The following is a 24,556-nucleotide window of genomic DNA, read 5'->3' as shown; positions in this document are numbered from 1 at the left end:
CGCACCTGCAATTCCTTCGACGCCATGTCCCCCGACGTCGGACCAAGAGACGTCGGACCAAGAGAGGAACCGCCCCATGACCCGTGAAATCCCGAACCAGGGCGAGCAGTTCGTTGCCGAGTACCGGGCGAACGTCGAGGCCCTGACCGCGGTCCATGCCTACGATCCGGCCGACGAGCACGACGCCTGCGGCGTCGGCATGATCGCGGCGATCGACGGCAAGCCGCGGCGGTCCGTGGTGGAAAAGGGCATCGAGGCGCTCAAGGCCGTATGGCACCGCGGCGCCGTGGATGCCGACGGCAAGACCGGCGACGGCGCCGGCATCCATATCCAGGTGCCGCAGCAGTTCTTCCACGATTATGTCAAGCTGATCGGCCACATCCCGCCGGACCGGCCGCTCGCGGTCGGCCAGGTGTTCCTGCCGCGCCTGTCGCTGGAGGCGCAGGAGCGCTGCCGCTGCATCGTCGAGACCGAGATCCTGAATTTCGGCTACTATATCTATGGCTGGCGCCAGGTGCCGGTGAACGTCGACATCATCGGCGAGAAGGCCAACGCGACCCGGCCCGAGATCGAGCAGATCATCATCGGCAACGCCAAGGGCGAGACCGACGACCGGTTCGAGCTGGAACTCTACATCATCCGCCGCCGGATCGAGGCCGCCGTCCGGGCCGAGCAGATCAACGACTTCTACATCTGCACGCTGTCGGCCCGCTCGATCGTCTACAAGGGCATGTTCCTGGCGGAGCAGCTGACCTCCTTCTATCCCGACCTGCTGGACGAACGCTTCGTCTCCAACGTGGCGATCTACCACCAGCGCTACTCGACCAACACGTTCCCGACCTGGCCGCTGGCCCAGCCGTTCCGCATGCTCGCCCACAACGGCGAGATCAACACGCTGAAGGGCAACGTGAACTGGATGAAGGCGCACGAGACGCGCATGGACCATGAGCGTTTCGGGTCCTACGTCAACGACCTGAAGCCGGTGATCCCGATCGGCTCGTCGGACAGCGGCGCGCTGGACGCCGTGTTCGAAGTGGTCGCCCGGGCCGGCCGGTCCGCGCCGATGACCAAGACGATGCTGATCCCGGAGGCGCTCGCCGCCGGCGACAGCATGCCCGCGTCCCACCGCGCGCTCTACGGCTACATCAACGCCGTCATGGAACCGTGGGACGGGCCGGCGGCGCTCGCCATGACCGACGGCCGCTGGGCGGTCGGCGGCATGGACCGCAACGGCCTGCGGCCCATGCGCTACACCATCACCAGCGACGGCCTGCTGATCGCCGGGTCCGAGACCGGCATGGTCAAGGTCGACGAGAGCACCGTCGTGGAGAAGGGCCGGCTCGGGCCGGGGCAGATGATCGCGGTCGACCTGGCCGAGGGCAAGCTGTACCACGACCGGGAGATCAAGGACCACCTCGCCTCCCAGCGCGCCTACGACAAGTGGGTCGGCAACATCACCGAGCTGGACAGCCTGGTGAAGGCGGCTCCGGCGGAATCCGCCATGCTGGCCAAGGACGAGCTGCGCCGCCGCCAGCTCGCGGTCGGCATCACCATGGAGGACCTGGAAACCGTCCTCCACCCGATGGTGGACGAGGCCAAGGAAGCGATCGGCTCCATGGGCGACGACAGCCCGATGGCCGTGCTGTCGGACAAGTACCGCGGCCTGCACCACTTCTTCCGCCAGAACTTCAGCCAGGTCACCAACCCGCCGATCGACAGCCTGCGGGAACGCCGGGTGATGAGCCTGCGTACGCGGCTGGGCAACCTGGGCAATATACTGGAGGAGGATGCGACCCAGTGCAGCCTGCTCCAGCTCGAAAGCCCCGTGCTGACGACCGCCGAGTTCCGCGCCATGCGCGAGTACATGGGCGAGACGTCGGCGGAGATCGACTGCACCTTCGACGTCGCCGGCGGCCCCAACGCGCTGCGCGACGCGCTCCGCCGCATCCGGCAGGAGTCGGAGGACGCGGTACGCGGCGGCGCCACCCACATCATCCTGTCCGACGAGCAGGTCAGCGCCACCCGCGCGCCGATGCCGATGATCCTGGCGACCGGCGCCGTGCATACCCACCTCGTACGCCAGCAGCTCCGCACCTTCACGTCGCTGAACGTACGCACGTCCGAGTGCATGGACGTGCACTACTTCGCCGTGCTGATCGGCGTCGGCGGGACCACGGTGAACGCCTACCTGTCCCAGGAGGCGATCGCCGACCGGCACCGCCGCGGCCTGTTCGGCGACATGACGCTGGAGCAGTGCCTGTACCGCTTCAAGAAGGCGATCGACGAGGGCCTGCTGAAGATCATGTCCAAGATGGGCATCTCGATCATCAGCTCGTACCGCGGCGGCTGCAATTTCGAGGCGGTGGGCCTCAGCCGCGCGCTGGTCGCCGAGCACTTCCCGGGCATGGTCAGCCGCATCTCCGGCATCGGCCTCGCCGGCATCCAGAAGAAGGTGCTTGAGCAGCACGCCATCGCGTTCTCCGAGGACGTGATCGCCCTGCCGATCGGCGGCTTCTACAAGTACCGCCGCAACGGCGAGCGGCACGCCTGGGAAGCAGGATTGATCCACATGCTTCAGCAGGCGGTCGCGACCGACAGCTACGCGACCTTCAAGAAGTACACGGAGGCAACCAACAAGCGGCCGCCGATCCAGCTGCGCGACCTGCTGGACTTCCGCTCGACCCGCGAGGCCGTCTCGGTCGACGAGGTCGAGAGCATCACGTCGCTGCGCAAGCGCTTCATCACGCCGGGCATGTCGCTGGGCGCCTTGTCGCCGGAAGCGCACGGCACCCTGAACGTCGCGATGAACCGCATCGGCGCCAAGTCCGACAGCGGCGAGGGCGGCGAGGACCCCGCACGGTTCAAGCCGGACAAGAACGGCGACAACTGGAACTCGGCGATCAAGCAGATTGCGTCGGGGCGGTTCGGCGTCACCGCCGAGTACCTGAACCAGTGCCGCGAGATCGAGATCAAGGTGGCCCAGGGCGCCAAGCCCGGCGAAGGCGGGCAGCTGCCCGGCTTCAAGGTGACCGAGATGATCGCGAAGCTGCGCCACTCCACGCCGGGCGTCATGCTGATCAGCCCGCCGCCGCACCACGACATCTACTCGATCGAGGATCTGGCGCAGCTCATCTACGACCTGAAGCAGATCAACCCGGACGCCAAGGTCTGCGTCAAGCTGGTGTCGCGGTCCGGCATCGGCACCATCGCGGCCGGCGTGGCGAAGGCCAACGCCGACGTGATCCTGGTGTCCGGCCATGTCGGCGGCACCGGCGCCAGCCCCCAGACCTCGATCAAGTATGCCGGCGTTCCGTGGGAGATGGGCCTGAGCGAGGTCCATCAGGTCTTGACCCTGAACCGGCTGCGCCACCGCGTCCGCCTGCGCACCGACGGCGGCCTGAAGACCGGCCGCGACATCGTGATCGCCGCGATGCTGGGCGCCGAGGAGTACGGCGTCGGCACCGCCAGCCTGATCGCCATGGGCTGCATCATGGTCCGGCAATGCCACAGCAACACCTGCCCGGTCGGCGTCTGCGTGCAGGACGAGGAGCTGCGCAAGAAGTTCGTCGGCACGCCGGAGCGCGTCGTCAACCTGTTCAGCTTCCTGGCGGAAGAGGTGCGTGAGATCCTGGCGCAGCTGGGATTCCGCACCCTGAACGAGGTGATCGGCCGGACCGACCTGCTGCACCAACTCAGCCGCGGCGGCGCCCACCTGGACGACCTCGACCTCAACCCGCTGCTGGCCCAGGCCGACCCGGGCGACAGCGCGCGCTATTGCACCATGCAGGGCCGCAACGAGGTTCCGGATACCCTGGACGCCCGCATGATCGCCGACGCCCGCCCGCTGTTCGAAGAGGGCGAGAAGATGCAGCTGGCCTACAATGTGCGGAACACCCACCGGGCTATCGGCACGCGGCTGTCGGCCATGATCACCCGCAAGTTCGGCATGACCGGGCTCCAGCCCGGCCACGTCACCGTCCGCCTGCGCGGCTCGTGCGGCCAGTCGCTCGGCGCCTTCGCGGTGCAGGGCATGAAGCTGGAGGTGCTGGGCGACAGCAACGACTATGTCGGCAAGGGCCTGTCGGGCGGCACCATCACGGTCCGGCCGACCACGAGCAGCCCGCTGAAGACCAACGAAAACACCATCATCGGCAACACGGTGCTGTACGGCGCCACGGCAGGCAAGCTATTCGCGGCGGGCCAGGCCGGCGAGCGCTTCGCCGTCCGCAACTCGGGTGCCAAGGTGGTGGTGGAAGGCTGCGGTTCAAACGGCTGCGAGTACATGACCGGCGGCATCGCGGTGATCCTGGGCAGCGTCGGCGAGAACTTCGCGGCCGGCATGACCGGGGGCATGGCCTTCATCTACGACGAGGACGGCAGCTTCTCCCGCAAGGTCAACGAGGATAGCGTGATCTTCCAGCGGATCGAGGTGCCCCACTACGAGGCGCTGCTGCGCGACCTGATCGCGGAGCATGTCGCCGAGACCCAGAGCAAGTTCGCCGAGCGCCTGCTCAACGACTGGCACCTGGTGCGCGACAATTTCTGGCAGGTCGTGCCCAAGGAGATGGTCCACCGGCTGGACGTGCCGGTGCGGGCACCCCAGGCGGCCGACTGACCGCGCCGGGCATCCCGGCGCTATATGTCGCATGAGGGCCGGCCCGGCGGGGCCGGCCTATCGCGGGTTCGGCGCGTTGGATAAGGTTACTGCGAATAAACCGCCTCCCGGACTGTTTCGCGTCCGGAAGGGGTGGACACGCAGGGGGCCACCATCATGCCTGAGTGTGCGGGAAGGGAAATCTCCGTCCGACTGGCCGGCGGGATGGACGGACAGCGTTGCGCTGAAATCTACCTGGCTTCCCGCCGGTCCGCTTTCCACTGGCAGCCGGCAGGATCCTTCGTACTGGAGGACTACCATCGGGCGATCGAGGACGAGGAAGTCTGGGTTGCGGAGATCGACGGAGTCGTCGTCGGATTCGCCTCGATCTACCGGCCCGACAATTTCGTCCACAACCTGTTCGTCGATCCGCGCTGGCAGCACCGCGGCGTCGGGACCGTCCTCCTGGAGCGCGCCTGCTCCCACCTGTTCCGCCCCGCCCGCCTGAAGTGTCTCGCGTCCAACCAGGGCGCCCGGGCCTTCTACGAACGCAACGGATGGGTCGTGGCTTCGGCAACCATTTCGGCCGCCGAGCCATACATTCTCTACCAAAAATAGACGTACTATTAGGTCGCAATCCTATTGCGTGGAATACGATAATCCTTTTGTGTTATGAACTGGGTCCAATGACCGGAAAGGTCACCTTATCGGCGACTCCAATCCTGGAATTCCCGTGACCCAACAGCGCGTAACGCCGACCATTTTCCTGAGAATCTATGCGCTCCTGCTCTTCGTAGTGCTAGCGATGCTTGGCTACAACGAGTGGACGACCCGGTCCGACGCGTTGATGCAGGCCGCCGAGAAGTCGCGCGCCCTGGTCAATCTCGCGACGGAGCACACCCTGCGCATGTTCGAGATCAACGACATAGCGTTGCGCAGCGCGGTCGAGCATTTCAGCGAGCTGGACATCACCCGCCTGGGCGACTCGTGGAGCGACTGGGACTATCTGGCGACGCTGGAGGCGAGCAGCATCGGGAGCGAACTGGCGCAGATCCGGCACATGCTGATCGTCGACCCGCACGGCACCGTACGCATCCACTCCCGCCGGTATCCGGTGGAGCCGATGGACAGTTCCCGGAACGACTTCTTCCAGGCCCACAAGGACACATCCGGCCCCAGCCTGTTCGTCGGCGCCCCGTCCATGGACGGCGGGGGAACCGACCTCTATTTCTCGATGAGCCGCCGGATCAGCCGGCCGCGCGACGGTGCCTTCGCCGGCGTGGCGGTCGCCGCGGTCAAGCCGGACATCTCGCGGCGCTTCTTCGATTCGATGGCGGCGGGTCCGCGCGGCATCCTGTTCCTGATGCACGAGAACGGGACCGTCATCACCTCCCACCCGTTCCGGGAGAACCTGATCGGCCGGAAGCTGCCCGACAAGTCGCTGCTGGACACGATCCGGCAGTCGCAGCCCCAGTCGCCCGCGTCGGTCGACGTACAATGCTGCTTCGACGAACTGGATCGGGTCCTGGCGTACCAGCGCGTCGGGACATTGCCGCTGTTCGTCGCGGTCGGACTGGCGAAGACCGACGTCCTGGCGGACTGGACCCGCGACCTGATCCAGAACGCGCTGATCACCGGCGTCGTCCTCACGGGTTTCACCACGGTCGTGGTCGTGATGCTGGGGCAGTACCGCCGGCAGGTGATCGCCCACGGCCTGCTGTCGGCGACCTACGACGCGGCGGGAACCGGCTTCTGCATGGTCGACGCCGACGGCAGGGTGGTCCGCGCCAACGCCGCCTACGGATCGCTGTGCGGCATCCCCGAGCGGCAGCTGGTGCAACGCCCCTTCATCGAGGTGTTCCCCCCCGACGAACGCAACCGGGCGCACGACCTGCTGCGGTTCGGCCATCCCGGCGACCAGTTGCCGCCGCAGATCCTGAAGCTGCGCCACTCCGACGGCCGCATCCGCCGCGTCCTGATCACGGTCGGCGGCTTCTCCGATGCGTCGGGGCAGCTTTTCCTCATGGTGGCGGCCAACGACGTCACCGACCGCGAGCGGCAGGAGGAAAGGCTGCGCGAGAGCGAGCGCCGCCTGCGCCAGGCCCAAAGGATCGCCGGCATCGGCTGGTGGACGATCGACCTCGGGACCGGCGGCGTGGTCTGGTCGGACACGCTCTACGAGATCTGGGGACGCGACCCGGATTTGCCGCCGACCCTGGAGAGCTGGCGCTCGTCGATCCACCCGGACGACCGGTCGCGACTCAACGACGCCGATCTGGCGGACGGACCGGACTGCACGCGCGAGTACCGGATCATCCGCCCCGACGGCACCGAGCGGCATGTCCGCGAGGAATTCACCCGGAGCCGGACCGGCGGGGAGCAGTCCAAGGGCGAGCAGACGACGAGGCTGTTCGGCATCATCCAGGACGTCACGGAACTGCGGGAGAACGAGCGCGCCCTGGCGGACAGCAAGGCGCGCCTGCGCGCCGTCCTGGACGTGGCCGTCACCGGCATCCTGGTCCATGACGAGCATGGCAGGATCCAGCTCTTCAATCCGGCCGCCGAGCACCTGTTCGGCTACCGGGCGGCCGAGGCCAAGGGGCTGACGATCGACACGCTGATCCCGCCGTCCCCCTCGGCCGCCGGAACCCGGGCGATCCTGGGCGTCGCCCGGGAGGTCACGGCGCGCACCCGCGACGGCCGCACCTTTCCGGCCTATCTGGCGGTCGACGAGTATGTCGCCGAAGGCCACCGCATGTCGGTCGGCGTTCTGCTGGACATCAGCGAGCAGAAGCGCCGCGAGCTGGAGATCTTCCAGGCGCGCGACCGGCTGGAACGCCAGGCGGCCGACCTGTCGGTGCTGGCCCGCAAGCTGGACCAGGCCCGGCGCGAGGCGGAGGAGACGAGAGGGCTGGCCGAGGCCGCCAGCCGGGCGAAATCGGAATTCCTGGCCCACATGAGCCACGAGCTTCGCACGCCGCTGAACGCGATCCTGGGCTTCTCGGAGATCATGGACCAGGAGTATTTCGGCCCGCTCGGCTCGCCGCGCTATACCGAGTACAACCGCAACGTCCTGGACAGCGCCCGCCACCTGCTGAGCCTGATCAACGACATCCTCGACCTGTCCAAGATCGAAGCCGGACGGTACGAGCTGGAAGAGGAGCATGTCGACCTGACCCGCATCATCGACCCGGTGATCCGGCTGGTCCGCGAACGGGCGCTGCGCAAGGACCTGACCCTGAGAACCGCGATCGACCGCCTGCCGCCTGTCATGGGCGACGAGCGGGCGCTGAAGCAGATCCTGATCAACCTGCTGACCAATGCGGTCAAGTTCACCGAACGCGGCGGCGAGATCGAGGTGACCGGCCGCGAGGAACAGGGCGGCGACATCGTCATGACGGTGCGCGACACCGGCATTGGCATCGCCGCCGACCAGATGGAAAAGGTGCTGGAGCCGTTCGGGCAGACCCGCAACGCCTACATGGCCGGCGAATCGGGAACCGGCCTCGGCCTGCCCATCACCCGCTCGCTGGTCAATCTGCACGGAGGAACGCTCGAACTGAAGAGCCAGCCGGGAGTCGGGACCACCGTGACCATACGCCTGCCGGCCATTCGGGTGATCCAACCGCGCCTGATCGCCGCCACCTGATGTCTCCAATGGGCATATGCCGCCAACCGCACCCTATGTTTGGCGGAACGCTTGCGTTATGGTGCCCGACCCATGCGAACCCTTTATCACTTCTGGCTCTCACCGTCCTCACGCAAAGTGCGTATCGCGCTGGGCGAGAAGGGGCTCGACTTCGAACTGCAGGTCGAGAAGATATCGGACCGCCGTCCCGAGTTCCTGGCGATGAACCCGGCGGGCGAAGTGCCCGTGCTGGTGGAGGAAGACGGTACGGTGCTGGCGGACCATGCCGCCGTCTGCGAGTACCTTGACGAGACCTATCCGGAAAAGCCGCTGATCGGGTCCACGCCGGTCGAGCGGGCGGAAACGCGCCGGCTGGTCTCCTGGTTCGACGGCAAGTTCAACACCGAGGTGACCGAGAACCTGGTCGGCGAGAAGCTGATCAAGCGCTATCTCGGCTGGGGCTATCCCCACGCCCCGGCGATCCGCGCCGGGCTGCAGAACATCCATTACCACCTCGACTACATCGCCTATCTGGCGGAGCGGCGGAACTGGCTGGCCGGCGAAACCTTCAGCCTGGCGGATATCGCGGCCGGCGCCCACCTGTCCGCGGTCGATTATCTGGGCGACGTGCCGTGGGACGACCACCCGGAGGCCCGCTTGTGGTATTCGCGGATCAAGTCGCGCCGCAGTTTCCGGCCGCTGCTGTCCGACAGCCTGCCCGGCAACCCGCCTCCGGCCCATTACGCCGACCTGGACTTCTGACCCTCCGGATCATATCCGTCGGCCCGCGAATTCCAACCGAACGGAGACATCAGCCGATGCTGCGCGTCCTCACCCCGCTCGCCGTCTGCCTGCCGCTGTCGCTGGGCACCCCAGCCTCGGCCCAGGTGATCGTCCCTCCCGTGATGGACCAGGTGGTGCTCGACCTGACCGCCGAGGACTGGGTCGGGACCGGCACCGCGCGCGTCGAGATCGTCGCCGATGCCGCCGCGGCGGGCAGCGCGGAAACCGGATCCGACAGCCGGCGCGACGACCTGCTGAAGGCGGTGAGCGCGCTGGTCCCGGATGCGGAGTGGCGGATCACCCGGTTCGACCGCTCGACCGACCAGGCCGGGCTGGAGCGGCGGCGCGCCGCAGTCGAGGCCCGCCTGCCCGAAAGCGCGCTGGGCGGCCTGGCCGACAAGGCCCGGCAGGCGAGCCGGCCCGGCCTTCAGCTCCGCATCGGGGCGATCGAGTTCACCCCGACCCTGGCCGAGACCGAGGCGGTCCGGGCACGCCTCCGGGCGGAGATCTACGGCAAGGCGGCAGCCGAGTTGAAGTCGCTGGAACAGAGCTTTCCCGGCCGCTCCTTCCGCATGGGCAACATCGATTTCGCCGAGGCTCCCATTCCGGTTTACGCCCGCAAGACGCGGGAGGCGGGACCAGCCATGGCCATGGCGGCCCCGATGGCCGACGGGATGCCGGAGGAGTCGCCGATGAACGTATCGGAAAAGCTGGTGATCCGGGCCCGCGTGGTGCTGTCGGCGGTGGCGCCCCGGGAATAGGGCCAGCAGCCCTCCCGCGCTTGAACAACTAGGGGTTCCAGGCGTTTGGAAACCATGTCGAGGGGCGCTGCGGGACCGCGGCGCCCCTGCCTGCCCATGGAGTCCAGGCGATGATTTCCTTGCCGCCCCCGCCGCCCGATGCGCGCGCCCAACGTGACGGAACGCGCCGCCGGAGCGCCGTTTGGAATGTCCTCGTCCCTCTCCTGGCCGGTGCCGGCCTGCTGTTCCTCGCGGCGTGCGATCAGGGCGGCGACCAGGCACAGGGCGATGCCCAGCAACCGCAGCAGGCCGTTCCGGTCGGCGTCATCGAGGTCAAGACCGAGCCCGTGACGCTGGGCGAGACCTTCATCGGCCGGATCGAGGCGATCCAGCGGGTGGAACTGAGAGCGCGGGTCACCGGCTTCCTGGAGGAGCGGCTGTTCCGCGAGGGCGAGACGATCGAACAGGGCAAGCCGCTGTTCCGGATCGAGCCGGAAATCTACCAGGCGGTGGTCGAGCAGCGAAACGCCGACCTGGCCCGTGCCGAGGCCGAGCAGGAGAACGCGACCGTCCAGCTCCGCCGCGCCCAGGAACTGGTCCAGCGCAACAACATCCCCGAGGCCACCGTGGACGAGCGGCAGGCCGCCGCCCGCACCGCCGAGGCCGGCGTGCTCCAGGCAAGGGCGGCGCTGCGCCAGGCGGAAATCGACCTCGGCTATACCGAGATCCAGTCGCCCATCGCCGGGCGGATCGGACAGGCCCTGTTCGACGTCGGCGACTTGGTCAACCCGGAGTCCGGGGCCTTGGCCGAGCTGGTGACCCAGGATCCCATCCACGTCCTGTTCCAGGTCAGCCAGCGCACCCTGCTCGACGCCCAGCGGGCGGCGGGATCTCAGGGGCTGAACCCCGATAGTTTCGTCGTCCGGGTGCTGCTTCCCGACGGCAGCGAATACCAGCATCAGGGCAAGGTGAATTTCGTCGGCATCACGGTCAGCCAGCAGACCGACACGGTGCCGGTCCGCGCCGAGGTGCCGAACCCCGAAGGCCTGTTGCGCGACGGCCAGTTCGTCCGCGTCCTGATCCAGCCCGCCGAACCCGAGCAGGCCATAACGATACCCCAGGCGGCGATCCAGGCCGACCAGCAGGGCAATTTCGTGCTGGGCGTGGACGGAGAGAACAAGGTGCGGATCCAGCGGGTCGAAACCGGCGAGACCCTGGACCAAGGCCGCGTCGTCGTGCGTTCCGGCCTGCAGGAGGGCGACCGGGTGGTCATCCAGGGCATCCAGCAGGTCCGCCCCGGCGCACCGGTGGAACCCAGCCCGGTCGACCCCGACCAGGGGGCGTGATCCATGCTCTCTTCCGTCTTCATCGACCGGCCGCGCCTGGCGATGGTCATATCCATCGTGATCGTGCTGGCGGGCCTGCTGGCCCTCACCCGCATCCCGGTCGCCCAGTTCCCGGACATCGTGCCGCCCCAGGTCAGCGTCACCACGCTTTATCCGGGCGCCAACGCCGAGACGGTGGAGGCGACGATCGCCCAGCCGATCGAAAGCCAGGTGAACGGCGTCCAGGACATGATCTACATGAGTTCGACCAGCGGCAACGACGGCAGCTATACGCTGACCGTCACCTTCGCCGTCGGCACGGACCCTGATATCAACACGGTCAACGTCCAGAACCGGGTGCGTCTCGCCGAGGCGTCGCTGCCCGACGAGGTGGCGCGCCAGGGCGTGCAGGTGCGCCAGCAGTCCTCCGCCTTCCTCCAGCTGATCAGCCTGGTGTCGGAATCGCCGGACTATGACGAGCTGTTTCTGAACAACTACGCCCGTATCAACCTGCTGGACGAGATCTCCCGCGTGTCCGGCGTCGGCGAGGCGCGGCTGTTCAGCGAGTACGACTACAGCATGCGGGTCTGGCTGGAGACGGACCGCCTGACCAGCTTCGGCCTGTCGCCCAACGACGTGGTCACCGCGATCCAGTCCCAGAACGTCCAGGCCGCGGTCGGTCAGATCGGCGCTCAGCCGCAGCCCAGCGGCCAGCAGCTGGAATTCTCGCTCCAGGCGGCCGGCCGGCTCACCGATGTCGCCCAGTTCGAGAATATCGTCCTCCGGGCCGACCCCGACGGATCGCTGCTGCGGCTCAGCGACGTGGCGCGGGTCGAACTGGCGGCGCGGTCCTACTCCTCGGCCGGCACCTCCAACGGCCGGCCGGCGGCCGTGCTCGGCATCTACCAGGCGCCGGGAGCCAATGCCGTCACCACCGCCCAGGAGGTGCTGCGGGTGCTGGACCGGCTTGCGGAACGCTTCCCCGACAACGTCCACTACGAGGTGACCTACGACACGACCGTGTTCGTGACCGCCTCGATCGAAGAGGTCGTCACCACCCTTGTCGAGGCCTTCGCGCTGGTCCTGGTGGTCGTCTTCGTATTCCTCGGCAACTGGCGGGCGACGATCATCCCCATGCTGGCGGTGCCGGTGGCCCTGATCGGCACCTTCGCGTTCCTGCTGCTGTTCGGCCAGTCGGCCAACACGATCTCCCTGTTCGCCATGGTGCTGGCGATCGGCATCGTGGTGGACGACGCCATCGTGGTGGTGGAGAACGTCGAGCGCGTGATGCGCGACGAGAACCTGCCGGCGCCGGAAGCGACCCGCAAGGCGATGACCCAGATCACTCCGGCGATCATCGCGATCACGCTGGTCCTGCTGTCCGTCTTCATCCCCGTGGGCTTCATCCCGGGCATCACCGGCTCGCTCTACGCCCAGTTCGCGCTGACCGTCTCGGTCGCGATGCTGCTGTCGGCGGTCAACGCCCTGACCCTCAGCCCGGCGCTCTGCGCGCTGCTGCTGAAGCCGCACGAGAAGCACGGCCGGATCATGGGCTGGATCCAGGGCCGCATCGACAATGTGCGGAACGGCTATTCCCGCGTGGTCAACCGGCTGGTCCGGGTGGCGATCCTGTCGCTGGTGGCGGTCGTGGTGGCGTTCGGCGGCTATTTCGGCCTGTCCACCATCGTGCCGGCGGGGTTCCTGCCCGACGAGGACCAAGGCGCCCTGTTCATGGAACTGCGTCTGCCGCAGAACGCGGCGCTCAACCGCACCCAGGTGGTGGTCCGCGACGTGGAGGCCCTGGTCCGCGACATTCCCGGCGTGCGCAGCGTCACCGCGGTGGCGGGGTTCAGCCTGCTCGACAGCCTCCAGGCCGGCAACGCCGCCTTCATGGTGGTGCTGCTCGACCCGTTCGAGGAGCGCGCCGAGGCGGAAACCTCCGCCTTCGGCGTGCTGTCGCAGATCCGGCAGCGCACGGCGACGGTGCCCAACGCCCAGATCCTGGCCTTCAACCTGCCGCCGATCTCCGGCCTCGGCAATACCGCGGGGTTCGACTTCCGGCTCCAGGACCTGACCGGGGGCGAGCCGGCCCAACTGGCGGCCGCCGCCGGCGGACTGGTCGTCGCGGCCAACCAGGACCCGACCCTCGCCCAGGTCTTCACGACATACCGGGTGGATACCCGCCGCCTGTTCGTCGAGGTCGACCGCGAGAAGGCGCAGGCGCTGGGAGTCCAGGTCAGCGACGTCTACAACGCGCTCCAGACCACGCTGGGCGGCTTCTACGTCAACGACTTCAACCGGTTCGGCCGCACCTGGCAAGTCAACGTCCAGGCCGAGGCCAGGGACCGCGACCAGGTGGAAGACCTCTGGCGCATCCATGTCCGGAGCGCCGACGGGTCCATGGTGCCGCTCCGAAGCCTCGCCTCGGTCCAGTTCCAGCTGGGGCCGCAGGCGATCAACCGCTACAACAACTACCGCAGCGTCGCCATCCAGGGATCGCCGGGGCCGGGGTTCAGTTCCGGCGACGGGCTCGCCGCCATGGCCTCGGTGGCGGACCGGACGCTGCCGCCGGGCTTCACCTTCGCCTGGTCCGGCATTTCGCTGCAGGAGCAGGAGGCGGCGGGGCAGACGCCGATCATCCTGGCGCTGGCCGTGCTGTTCGCCTACCTGTTCCTGGTCGCTCTGTACGAGAGCTGGACGATCCCGATCGCGGTCCTTCTCTCGGTCTCGGTCGGCCTGTGCGGCGCCATGCTGGCGCTGATGGCGACGGGACTGGCGAACGACGTCTATGCCCAGATCGGCGTCGTCGTTCTGATCGCGCTCGCCAGCAAGAACGCGATCCTGATCGTCGAGTTCGCCAAGGAGCAGCGCGAGGCCGGCGCTTCGATCCGGGATGCCGCGCGGGAGGGCGCCCGGCTTCGCTTCCGGGCGGTTATCATGACCAGCCTCGCCTTCATCTTCGGCCTGATACCGCTGGTGACCGCCGTCGGTGCCGCTGCGGCGAGCCGGCGCGGCGTTTCCACGGCGGTGTTCGGCGGCATGATCGCGGCGTCGAGCCTGGGGCTGTTCGTCATCCCCATGCTCTACGTCACGATCCAAGGCATGCGGGAATGGACGACCCGCCGCGTCCGCGGCGAGCCCCGCCGGCCGGAGGCCTCCGCCCCGGCGGAGTGACGACGCATGGTCTTTTGAAAAAGTCCGGGATTGCGGCGTAGTCCCGATGGATCCCGCCAAAGGTCATCGGCATCCGCTTAAGTTCAGCTCATGGTTTTGTTGCAATGCACTATCATCTCTTTACCGGCTGCGTCGGGATCTTCCGCGGGCCGCATACCTGAGTATCGGAGCAGAAGGCACGCCATGAGCAGAACCGACATTGCCGCCGGTCACGCCACCCTTACCCCCACTTCCCTGACCATAGAGGAACTGCGCAGCCGCCTGAAGGGCAGCGGGCTGATCGCCCAAAACGCCGGGGTCTATCACACCGATCACATCCTGATCGACGGCAGCGGCCAGGACCGACTGGTCGTCTGCGCCGTCGCCGGAAAGGAGGCGGACGGCCTCAAGATGGTGGCCCGCCTGAAGGAGGTGCTGGCCGACGTCGGCAACGTGATGATCCACACCGCGCCGAACAGCCTGCGCGCCGGCTGATGCCGGTCGGGCCTGCCAATCTTGAATGAGACTAAATCGCACGCATTGGGGGTAGCGGCGATTTTGTCGAAGACGGTCGAGCCTCCGTCCTGTTGCCGGAAACGTCTTCCCGAAAGGACGGAGGTTTTTCCATGTATTATCACGACAAGCGGCTTCAGTATCCGGTCCGTGTCGAGACACCCGATCCGTTGTTCGCTCGCCAGCTCCAGCAGGCTATCGGCGGCATCGAGGGCGAAATCAGGGTCTGCCTGCAGTATTTCTTCCAGGCCTGGGGAGCACGCGGCCCGACCACCAAGTATCGCGACATGCTTCTGCATACCGCGACCGAGGAGATCGGCCATATCGAGATGCTGGCGACCGCGGTGGCGTTGAACCTGGAATCGGCCCCGCTGTCCCTCCAGGAGACCGCCGCCGAGTCGAACCCGGTGGTCAACGCCGTCATGGGCGGGGAGCGTCCGCGCCACATGGTCGAAGGCATGCTCCACAAGCACCTGCTGTCGACCGGCCTCGCCGCCTTCCCCGGCAACTCCGACGGCGCTCCCTTCGACTGCTCGCACGTCTACGCCAGCGGCAACCTGGCGGGCGACATGTTCGCCAACGTCACGGCGGAAGCGACGGGACGGACGCTGGCCGTCAGGCTCTACAACGCGGCGCATGATCCCGGCATGAAGGACATGCTGAGCTTCCTGATCGCCCGCGATACCATGCACCAGCAGCAGTGGCTGGCGGTCATCGAGGAACTGGGCGGCTCCGCCGCGCTGCCGATTCCGAACAGCTTCGACCAGAGCCTGGAGAAGCAGGAGTACAGCTACGCCTTCTTCGGCACCGACAAGGACGGCACGCCGCCGCCGGCCGGTCGCTACACCCAGGGCCCGTCGCTCGACGGCAAGGGCCAGTTCTCCGCGGTGCAGGCCGCCCCGCTCGGCGACGAGCCGGTCCTGGGACCCGCGCGGCCGTCTTCGGGAGCCCAGAAGGAACAGATGTAACGCAAGGCACGCGGGCGGTGCGTCGGCTCAGCCGGTGACACCGCCGCCGCCATGACCTACACTCCCGCGCCGCTCCCCCGGGAGCGGTTCACGACATGCTGGAGGTTGGACATGGTGCCAGTCACGATGCCGGCACTGAGGCCCGGTGCCGTCATCCATGGCCCGAAGGCCATGACGGACACGCTGCTGGGCGACTTCGCCGGCGAACTGCAGCGTCGCGGTTTCAAGGTCGCCGGCCTGATCCAGCGGAACCTGGGAGCCGGCGACGACTGCGCGTGCGCCATGGAACTGGTCGACATGGCCAGCGGCGAGGTCATCCGCATCTCCCAGGATCTCGGCGCGGGCTCGACCTCGTGCCGGGTCGATCCGGCCGGGATCGCCGAAGCGGGATCCCGGCTGCGTTCGGCCCTGGACGGCAAGCCCGACCTCGTCGTCGTCAACAAGTTCGGTGCCCTTGAGAAAGACGGCGGAGGCCTCGCCGACGAATTGCTGTGGGCCATGGCCGAAGGGCTGCCGGTGCTGACCTCGGTCGCCGGACGGCTGGTCGGCGAGTGGCTGGAGTTCTGCGGCGGCCACTGCGACCTGCTGCGCCCCGACCCGGCGGCGCTTTGGCAATGGTGGGGCGGGCAGCGGCTCTACCGGGACCTCCTGCTCGGGGTCGTGGACAGGCCGGTCGGCCGCATCGTTCGCAGCGCCCACTGGATGCTGGTCGAGGGATCGGACGCCTGCGGTCTGGCGCGGCTGCCGCGCGGGGCCGACCAGGCGGGACGGCCGCTAGAAGCCTATGCGGAGCGGGGCTTGGGCAACCTTGCCGGGCTGGTGCAGTCGACCGACCTGTTCGAGGCGGCGGTGGGCCTGGCTGCGCTGAACGCCCATTACAACCGGCCCGACCTCGAAGCGGGCGGCGGCAACGGCTTGGACGCCTTCGCCGCGGAGGAAGGCCGCGTCGTCTGCGTCGGCGCCTTCCCCGACATCTCCCGCCGGATGCCCCACGCGCTGGTGATCGACGCCCAGCCCGCCGCCGGCGAGTACCCCGCCGCCGCCGCGGACTTCCTGCTTCCCGGCTGCGCCGCGGCGGTCATCACCGCGTCGACGCTGGCGAACCGATCCCTGCCCCGTCTGCTCGACCTCGCTCGCGGATCGCGGGTGGCCCTGGCCGGGCCGGGCACGCCGCTGACACCGCGGCTGTTCAGCTACGGCGTCGAGATCCTGGCGGGTTTCGTCGTGGACGACCCCGACGGCATGGTTCGCAGCCTTGCCGAAGGAGCCACGCCGCGCGGTTTCCGTACCTTCGGCCGACAGGTCACCCTGCGCCGCCCGGAATGACGGGAGTTCCCCCTGGTTCACGCCTCCGCCTCCCGCCGCGGCGCCCGGCCGGGCCCTGGTGGTGGGAGGCGGCATCGCCGGCGCGGCGGCGGCCTCGGCGCTGGCGCGGCGGGGATGGCGGGTCACCCTGGCGGAACGGCGCGGTCGGGTCGCCGCCGAGGCGTCGGGCAACCCGGCCGGCATCCATATGCCCCGGCTGGTGGCGGGCCGTTCACCGGAACGCACCTTCCATGCGGAAGCCTATCTCCACGGGCTTCGCACGCTGGCCCGGCTGGGACCGGCGGTCGAGCGCTCGGCCTGCGGGGTGCTCCAGCTCGCCACGGACGACCGGCAGGCCGAACGCCATGAAGCGGCGTTGCGGACGCCGATCCTGCCCGCCGGCATGGTGCGCGCGGTCGGCCCCGGCGAGGCGGGCGAGCTTGCCGGCATACCGGTCCGGCACGGGGCGCTGTGGTTTCCGGAGGCCGGTTGGATCGACCCGGCCACCTTCGCCCGCGCGCTGCTCGACGGGACAGCCGCGGTCCGGCTGAACACCGGGATCGCCGAACTCGTCCATGACGGGCGCCTCTGGCACGCGACCGGCGCCGATGGCACCGCCTTGGAGCCGGCCGAGGCGGTGGTGCTGGCGAACAGCCTGGATTCCCGGGCGTTTCCTCAATCCGCCTGGCTGCCCTTGTCGCCGCGCCGCGGCCAGGTCACCGTCCTGCAGGCCACCCCGCGCAGCGCTCCCCTGCGCTGCGTGATCAGCCACGGGGCTTATCTCCTCCCGGCGCGGGAGGGCCGGCACCTGATCGGAGCGACCTTCGACACGGTCAGGGACCAGGTTCCGGCGGCGGCGCAGGAGCCGGAAGCCACCGACGACGCCCGCAATCTCGCGGAGACCGAGAGCCTGTTCCCCGGCCTGTTCCAGGGTACGGGCACGCCCACAGGCCGTGCCTCGCTGCGGGCCATGACCACCGACCATCTTCCGCTGGTCGGGCCGGTCGTGGATCGCGACCGCTTCGTCGACGATTTCGCCGGGCTGAGACACGGACGGCCGGAGCGGAGCTTTGCCGCCGCGGCCTGTCATCCCGGCCTCTGGGTCATGGCGGGACTCGGGGCGCGCGGGCTGGTCACCGCCCCCTTGGCGGGTGACCTGCTGGCGGCGCAGATAAGCGGCGGCCCCTGGCCGGTCGACCCCGATGCGGCAAGCGGCCTTATGGCGGCACTCCATCCGGTGCGCTTCCTGGTACGCGAGCTAAAAAAGCGCCGGATATAACCCGCGCAAAAGGATTACGGAGAGCCGTCCGTCTAGAACAGCATAGAAGAACTGTGCATACGGCGACACAGTGTGGCGACAAGGCGCCTGCGTCCGCGAATTGCCACAGGCGAAACAACGAGTCCGCTGGCTACGGTCCGTTCGCAGAATTTCGGGGAACGGGGCCTGACAATGAATTCGTGGAGGAAGCAGCGTAACGCCTGCTTGATTGGTCTTGTGCTCACCTTTGCCTTGGCGGCGTGCGACGGGGAGCCGGAAAAGAAAGAAAGCTCCGCCGCGCCGCAGGACTCGATCACGGAGAACCAACCGGCAAGTCCCCCGCAGGAACCGGTAGCCGCAGCACCGGAACCGGTACCGGTACCGGACGCCGCCGAGCCGGAGGCCACGGCGGAAACGGATGCCGGGACGGCAACGGGCGACCAGCCACCCCCCGTCGAGGGACGCACGGGCGACGAGCCCACCGCCGGCGGGGAGTCGATCCCGCCCCTGGAATCGGACGACGGCGAGGAGACGCAGACCACCATTGCCGAACCGGAACCCGGTTCCGAGCCCCCGACCGGGGCAGCCCCCGCCCCGGATCCCGTACCGGACCCACCGCCCGAGACTGCGGCCGCCCCGCCCGCGGAGCCACCCTCGGCTTCGCCGTCTTCGGAAAGCGCCCCGGCGGCGAAGCTGCCCCCGACCAAGCCGGGCGCCGTCCGCCCGGCGCCGGAGACCGCGGCGGCGGTACCGCCGCGCAAGCCCGAGCCGACCGTTGCGGCCCGGCCGGAGGAACCGGCGCGTCCGCCGGGGCGCAAGCCCGCGGCAGGAGAGGCGACGGGCGACGCCCTGGTCCGGCAGGTCGTCGCCATGGCGCCGGCCGAGCGGCTGCCGTCCGACCCTTCCGTGGTGCCGACCCAGGCGAACGCCGGCACCCATCCGGACCTGAGCCAGATGCTGTTCAAGATCCAGGAAATCCATTTCAACCCGGGGAGCGCCACCCTGACTCCCGGCGGCGAGCGCAAGACCATGACGGCCAGTCGTTTCATCTCGGACTTGCGGGTCCGGTCGATCAAGGTCGTCGGCTACACGGACACGGTCGGCTCGACGGCCTTCAACCAGGAGCTTGCCCTCGCGCGCGCCGGATCGGTCGCCAGCCTGCTGGAGCAGGCCGGCGTTCCGGCAGGGCTGATCGAAACCGTCGGCATGGGCGAGACAAGGATGCCGATGCCGACGAGCGACGGCATCTCCGAACCCCTCAACCGCTGCGTCGGCATCCTGGTCGCGGTCGACGACATCCCTTGATTTAGAGTGCCTAACATAACCATCGTTCGACGAAGCGGAAGGTGATGAGGGCTGCGGCGAGGTGATTGAAGGCGGCAAAGATATCGATCCGGCGTTCGTAGCGCACGGAGATCCGCCGGAATCGGGCGAACCATGCCAAGGTGCGTTCGACCTTCCAGCGGTGCCGGCCGAGCCGTTCGCTGTTTTCGATGCCGCGGCGCGCGATGCGGGGAATGATGGCGCGCCGGCGCAAGGCGCGGCGGCAGCGGGAGAAATCATAACCCTTGTCGGCGTGGAGCTTGGCGGGACGGCGGCGGGGCCGTCCGGCGCACTGGCGAATGGCCGGGATGGCGTCCACCGTGGCCTCCAGCATGCGGCTGTCGTGGACGTTGGCGGCCGACAGGGTCACGGCCAACGGGATGCCATTGGCGTCGATGACGACGTGGCGCTTGGAGCCCGGCTTGCCGCGGTCGGTCGGGTTCGGCCCGGTCTCCCGGCCCCCCTTTTTGCCGGGACGCTGGCGCTGTCCAGCGCCGCCCGGCTCCAGTCGATCGCGTTGGCCTTGCCCAGCCGGTCCAGAAGAACGTGGTGCAACGTCTCCCAGACCCCCGCGGACTGCCAGTCGCGCAACCGCCGCCAGCAGGTCATGCCCGAGCCACAGCCCATCTCTTGCGGCAGCATCTCCCACGGAATGCCACTTTTCAACACGAACAGGATGCCGGTCAGCGCCGCCCGGTCATCGACCGGCGGCCGACCACCTTTCGGACGGGGCGGACGGGACGGCAACAGCGGCGCCACGACCGCCCACAGCTCATCGCTGACAAGGGGTTTCGCCATGCCCTTCAGATAGGCGGCGCCAGCCTCTCATCAAGGTTTTGTTAGACGCTCTTAGCCCCTGATCTAGCTCAGGCCGTCATAGCCCCGGTGGCTTTGGCGGCCGTGCGAGTTGTCGCGCCGCGGCATGTCGCGTATCTGGGGGACCAGTTCCGCGGCGAACCGGTCGAAGACCTTGCGCAGTTCCTTCAGTGGCTCGCGGTGGAAATCGACGCGGATGTCCCACAGGGGATACTCCTCCGTCGCGAAAACATAGATCGTCGCGGACTGGCTTCCACGCCGATCGCCCCCGGCCTGCTCCCCCGCTTCCAGTCCATGAAGCAGGCGAACGGCCAGATCCGCGTCGTGATGGGCTTCGAACGCTTCGGCGCAGGCCCGGAGGGTATCCGGACCGGTGAGCAGGTTGCCCTGGACCGAAAACCCTTCACCCTCCACGCTGCCGGCATGGTCCGCGCATTCCGGCCCGGTCCAGACCGCCGTTTTCCCGGCCGGGTCGATCATGGCGACCTGCCGGTAATCCCGATCCTCGTCCTTGGCGATGATGGCATCCAGCGCCTGCCGGGCGTCATGGCGCCCGCCACGAAGCAGGGCCAGCCCGTCCAGGCCCAGGTAGGGGTTGATCCAGCCCTGGGTGGCCACCGCCCCGGCTCCGGGTGCGGCGTGGGTCAGGAGCTTGCCGACGCCCGGCATTCCGGTGACGGCCGCGATGCCCACCTCACAGGTACGGGGACAGCGGGCGACTATCGAAAAGGTCACGGGAGGGCCTCTTCGTCGGATGCGGTGGCGTCGCCGGAGTAGCTGAGGCGATAGATCACCCCGTTGGTGTCGTCGCTGAACAGCAGCGAGCCGTCGAGCGCCTGGGTGATGCCGGCCAGCCGAGCGTAATGGGTCCGGCCATCCTCGGACAGGAACCCGGTCACAAGATCCTCGAAGCCGGCCGGACGTCCATCCTCGAAGCGCAGGCGCGCCACCTTGTATCCGGACGGCGGGTTGCGGTTCCAGGACCCCCGGAACGTGACGAAGGCGTCGCCGCGGTACTCCTCCGGGAACTGGTCACCGGTGTAGAAGGCCATCATCAGCGGCGAGGCGTGGGCGGTATAGTCCAGGACGGGGCTCTCGGTCCGTTCGCAGAAGGCTTCGCGGGACTCCGCATCCTGGGGCTCGCCGGGGATATGCATGTCCACCTGGGCGTCGCCCCAGCACCAGGGCCAGCCGTAATGCTTCCCTTCGGCGATCAGGTTCAGTTCGTCCGGCGGGGTATCGTCGCCACGCCAGTCGGACCCCATGTCCAGGCCCCACATCTCCCCGGTCTCCGGATGCCAGCCGAAGCCCACCGTGTTGCGCAGGCCCTCGGCGAAAACCTGGAGATCGCTGCCGTCCGGGTTGGCGCGCATCATGGTGGCGTGGCGCGGGTCCGGCTCGTCGCAGGCGTTGCAACTGCTGCCGACCGACATGTAGAGCTGCCCGTCCGGACCGAAGGCCAGCGTGCGGTTGGGATGCTGCCCGCCGTCGGGCAGCCCGTCCACCAGAGTCTCCACCTCGCCCAGCAGGCCGTCCTGCCGGATGTCGGCGACCAGAAGCTCCTTGTTGGTCATCATGTAGAGCCGGTCGTCCCGGATCGCCAAGCCGTGGACATAAGGCCGTCCGGTGACGACCGGGTCCATGCTGTCGACCGAACCGTTGCCGTCCGTGTCGCGGAGCGCCGTGACCTGTCCGGGTTCGCGCTCGCTGACATAGACGGTGCCGCCGGAATGAACCGCCAACATACGCGGATTCTCCAGCCCCTCCGCGAAGATGTCCAGGTCGAAGCCCGGAGGCGTCTGGAGCCGGTCCAGCACGTCACGGCTGAATTCGGCGCGGCCCGGCGTGTTCAGGTGGCCGGTGACAGGGGCGAAGCGCGGCTGCTCCGGCTGCTGGGCGACCGCCGGAACAGCCGCGAAGGAACCGCCGGCGGCCAGACCGGCCAGAGCGAAGAGGGTCGAAGAACGTGTCATGGCATGGCATCCCTGCAACTTGGTTCGAACGGAGCCCGCCAGGCGCTGCGGGCTCGGTTTCGGTCCCAGTTGGGGGAATCGAGGGCTTCTTCAACCCTCCGGAGGCGGCGGGCGGCGGCGCAGGGGGCCGGTGCGCTGGCCGCGCCGGCGCGGCTTGCGGTCCATGTTGCCCGGCCCGCCCGGCCCTTGCCCGCCGGGACCCGGATCGATCGGCTGGCCGTCGTCACCCGCCACGTCCTCGACCGGCTCCGGCGGCCGGCGGTCGGCCATGGCGGTGCGGTACCAGTGTTCGGCGTATTGCAGGTGGCCTTGGGCGGTGATCTCGTCTCCCGCGGCCTTGGCGTCCTGCGCCAGATCCAGATAGCGCGCGTGCTTCGTCATGGCGTCGCCGCGAACCCTTTCGGGGTTGCCGCCATCAAGGCCGGGGGCACGGTTCTGGCTTCGAAAAGAGGGGCGATTATGTCTAGGCGGCGGCACTTTTGCGTCCTTTGTTGGGACCGTCCCGCGATGGTGGCGCATGGATCGTGCATGCGCCTCACCGCGACAGGTTCTAACCTTTTGGAATAGACCGGAACGGGGTGCCCGGTCATGCGAAATCGTGCGGTCCGACCCAGGAACGCCGCCCATCTGTCGCTTCGGGGCCACGGAATGGTTCCGCGGCCCCCGGAAGATGCCGGGATCAGGCTTTCTCGATGCCACCCATGCAGAGATACTTGATCTCCAGGTATTCCTCCATGCCGTACTTGGAGCCCTCCCTGCCGATTCCGCTCTCCTTCATGCCGCCGAACGGCGCGACCTCGGTCGAGATGATGCCCTCGTTGATGCCGACGATGCCGTATTCCAGTCCGTCGGCGACCCGCCAGATCCGGCCGACGTCGCGGCTGTAGAAATAGGCCGCCAACCCGTACTCGGTGTCGTTCGCCATCTTCACCGCCTGCTCCTCCGTGTCGAAGCGGAACAGCGGCGCCACCGGCCCGAAGGTCTCTTCCCGGGTCACCTTCATCTCGGTGGTGACGTCGGCCAGGACGGTCGGCTGGAAGAATGTGCCGCCGAGCGGGTGGCGCTCGCCGCCGACCACGATCCGGGCGCCCTTGGACAGCGCGTCGCGGATATGGTCCTCGACCTTCTCGATCGCCGCCATGTCGATCAGCGGACCCTGCTGGGCGCCCTCGGTCATCCCATCGGCCACCTTCAGCGCCTTGACGGCCTCGGCCAGCTTGGCGGCGAAGGCGTCGTAGATGCCGTTCTGCACCAGCAGGCGGTTGGCGCAGACGCAGGTCTGCCCGGTGTTGCGGTACTTGGACGCGATGGCGCCCTTGACCGCCTCGTCCAGGTCGGCGTCGTCGAACACGATGAAGGGAGCGTTGCCGCCCAGCTCCAGCGACACATTCTTGACCGTGCCGGCGCACTGGGACATCAGCTGCTTGCCGATCTCGGTCGAGCCGGTGAAGGTCAGCTTGCGCACGATCGGGTTGGCCGTCATCTCGCCGCCGATCTCCTTGGCGGACCCGGTCAGGACGCTCAGGATTCCGGCCGGCACCCCCGCCCGCTCGGCCAGGACGGCCATGGCGAAGGCGGAATAGGGCGTGGCCGTGGCCGGCTTGATCACGATCGGAGCGCCCGCCGCCAGCGCGGGGCCGGCCTTGCGGGTGATCATGGCGGCGGGGAAGTTCCAGGGCGTGATGGCGGCGCAGACGCCGATCGGCTCCTTGGTCACCACGATCCGGCGACCGGCCAGGTGCGGCGGGATGGTATCGCCGTAGACCCGCTTCGCCTCCTCGGCGAACCACTCGATGAAGGAGGCTGCATAGGCGATCTCACCCCGCGACTCGGCGATCGGCTTGCCCTGCTCGGCGGTCATGATCCGGGCCAGGTCCTCCTGGTTCGCCATCATCAGGTCGAACCAGGCGCGCAGGATCTTCGATCGCTCCTTGGCGGTCTTGGCGCGCCACGCGGGAAAGGCCCGGCTTGCCGCCTCGATCGCGCGCCGCGTCTCGGCCGTTCCCATGGCGGGAACGGTGCCGAGCTTCCTGCCGTTCGAGGGGTTGGTGACGTCGATGGTCTTGCCGCTGTCGGCATCGATCCACTGACCGTCGACATAGCACTGGCCGCGCAGCAGTCCGGCATCCTTGAGGCCGAGCGTTGCCGCGGTTTCAGTCATGACGCTCATCGGTGGT

17 protein-coding genes are annotated in these 24,556 nt (G+C 68.3%); 12 read left to right on the top strand and 5 right to left on the bottom strand.

Going from position 1 to position 24,556, the window contains the following annotated elements:
* Positions 1-76: 76 nt before the first annotated feature.
* The 12 genes from gltB to DPR14_RS04655 all read left to right on the top strand — a co-directional run bounded on the left by gltB (position 77) and on the right by DPR14_RS04655 (position 19,572).
* Positions 77-4,615, top strand: coding sequence for a glutamate synthase large subunit (gene gltB, locus DPR14_RS04710; protein WP_158044131.1), 4,539 nt, complete (start codon positions 77-79; stop codon positions 4,613-4,615).
* A 156-nt stretch (positions 4,616-4,771) separates the two neighbouring features.
* A complete protein-coding gene (locus DPR14_RS04705; protein WP_211103923.1) occupies positions 4,772-5,212 on the top strand; it encodes a GNAT family N-acetyltransferase in 441 nt (146 codons plus the stop codon).
* Between the two features lie 115 nt (positions 5,213-5,327).
* Positions 5,328-8,243 carry a PAS domain S-box protein gene (locus DPR14_RS04700; RefSeq protein WP_158044130.1) on the top strand — a complete coding sequence of 972 codons (2,916 nt, stop codon included), beginning with the start codon at positions 5,328-5,330 and terminating at the stop codon, positions 8,241-8,243.
* A 72-nt stretch (positions 8,244-8,315) separates the two neighbouring features.
* Positions 8,316-8,984 carry a glutathione S-transferase family protein gene (locus DPR14_RS04695; RefSeq protein ID WP_158044129.1) on the top strand — a complete coding sequence of 223 codons (669 nt, stop codon included), beginning with the start codon at positions 8,316-8,318 and terminating at the stop codon, positions 8,982-8,984.
* 56 nt (positions 8,985-9,040) lie between these two features.
* Entirely contained in the window at positions 9,041-9,766 is a 726-nt protein-coding gene (locus tag DPR14_RS04690; RefSeq protein WP_158044128.1) for a hypothetical protein, read from the top strand.
* 110 nt (positions 9,767-9,876) lie between these two features.
* Positions 9,877-11,091: an efflux RND transporter periplasmic adaptor subunit gene (locus tag DPR14_RS04685; RefSeq protein ID WP_158044127.1), complete on the top strand. Its 1,215-nt coding sequence runs from the start codon at positions 9,877-9,879 to the stop codon at positions 11,089-11,091.
* Between the two features lie 3 nt (positions 11,092-11,094).
* Entirely contained in the window at positions 11,095-14,244 is a 3,150-nt protein-coding gene (locus DPR14_RS04680) for an efflux RND transporter permease subunit (RefSeq protein ID WP_158044126.1), read from the top strand.
* A 183-nt stretch (positions 14,245-14,427) separates the two neighbouring features.
* Positions 14,428-14,718, top strand: a complete 291-nt coding sequence (locus DPR14_RS04675) for a hypothetical protein (protein ID WP_158044125.1) — start codon at positions 14,428-14,430, stop codon at positions 14,716-14,718.
* Between the two features lie 131 nt (positions 14,719-14,849).
* Positions 14,850-15,704, top strand: a complete 855-nt coding sequence (locus tag DPR14_RS04670; RefSeq protein WP_158044124.1) for a manganese catalase family protein — start codon at positions 14,850-14,852, stop codon at positions 15,702-15,704.
* Positions 15,705-15,815: 111 nt separating this feature from the next.
* Complete coding sequence (locus DPR14_RS04665) at positions 15,816-17,030, top strand: DUF2478 domain-containing protein (protein WP_246148852.1); 1,215 nt, start codon at positions 15,816-15,818, stop codon at positions 17,028-17,030.
* Positions 16,960-18,288, top strand: coding sequence for an FAD-dependent 5-carboxymethylaminomethyl-2-thiouridine(34) oxidoreductase MnmC1 (gene mnmC1, locus DPR14_RS04660; RefSeq protein ID WP_158044123.1), 1,329 nt, complete (start codon positions 16,960-16,962; stop codon positions 18,286-18,288). Before DPR14_RS04665 ends, mnmC1 begins: the two co-directional genes overlap by 71 nt.
* Before the next feature lie 216 nt (positions 18,289-18,504).
* Positions 18,505-19,572, top strand: a complete 1,068-nt coding sequence (locus DPR14_RS04655) for an OmpA family protein (RefSeq protein ID WP_192499278.1) — start codon at positions 18,505-18,507, stop codon at positions 19,570-19,572.
* Positions 19,573-19,582: 10 nt separating this feature from the next.
* Here DPR14_RS04655 and DPR14_RS04650 read toward each other — a convergent pair.
* The 5 genes from DPR14_RS04650 to gabD form a co-directional block, all read right to left on the bottom strand.
* Positions 19,583-20,388 (bottom strand): IS5 family transposase gene (locus tag DPR14_RS04650; protein WP_158043704.1). Its coding sequence is split into 2 segments (ribosomal slippage): positions 19,583-20,061 and positions 20,061-20,388, totalling 807 coding nucleotides; the frame shifts between segments, so codons are not numbered across the junction.
* 63 nt (positions 20,389-20,451) lie between these two features.
* Positions 20,452-21,141 (bottom strand): DUF1028 domain-containing protein, encoded by a 690-nt coding sequence (locus tag DPR14_RS04645; protein ID WP_158044121.1) that lies wholly within the window; start codon positions 21,139-21,141, stop codon positions 20,452-20,454.
* A complete protein-coding gene (locus DPR14_RS04640; RefSeq protein WP_158044120.1) occupies positions 21,138-22,379 on the bottom strand; it encodes a PQQ-dependent sugar dehydrogenase in 1,242 nt (413 codons plus the stop codon). The genes DPR14_RS04645 and DPR14_RS04640 overlap by 4 nt, the downstream gene beginning before the upstream one ends.
* Positions 22,380-22,469: 90 nt before the next feature.
* Positions 22,470-22,898, bottom strand: coding sequence for a DUF4167 domain-containing protein (locus DPR14_RS04635; protein ID WP_246148850.1), 429 nt, complete (start codon positions 22,896-22,898; stop codon positions 22,470-22,472).
* Positions 22,899-23,058: 160 nt separating this feature from the next.
* The gene (gene gabD / locus DPR14_RS04630; protein WP_425501013.1) at positions 23,059-24,549 is read right to left on the bottom strand and encodes an NADP-dependent succinate-semialdehyde dehydrogenase; all 1,491 of its coding nucleotides are present in this window, start codon (positions 24,547-24,549) and stop codon (positions 23,059-23,061) included.
* Between the last annotated feature and the right edge of the window lie 7 nt (positions 24,550-24,556).

The organism is Skermanella pratensis (assembly GCF_008843145.1).
Classification (GTDB): Bacteria; Pseudomonadota; Alphaproteobacteria; order Azospirillales; family Azospirillaceae; genus Skermanella; species Skermanella pratensis.
Note: the sequence above shows the minus strand (reverse complement) of the source record. Positions and strands in the feature narration are given on the sequence as shown.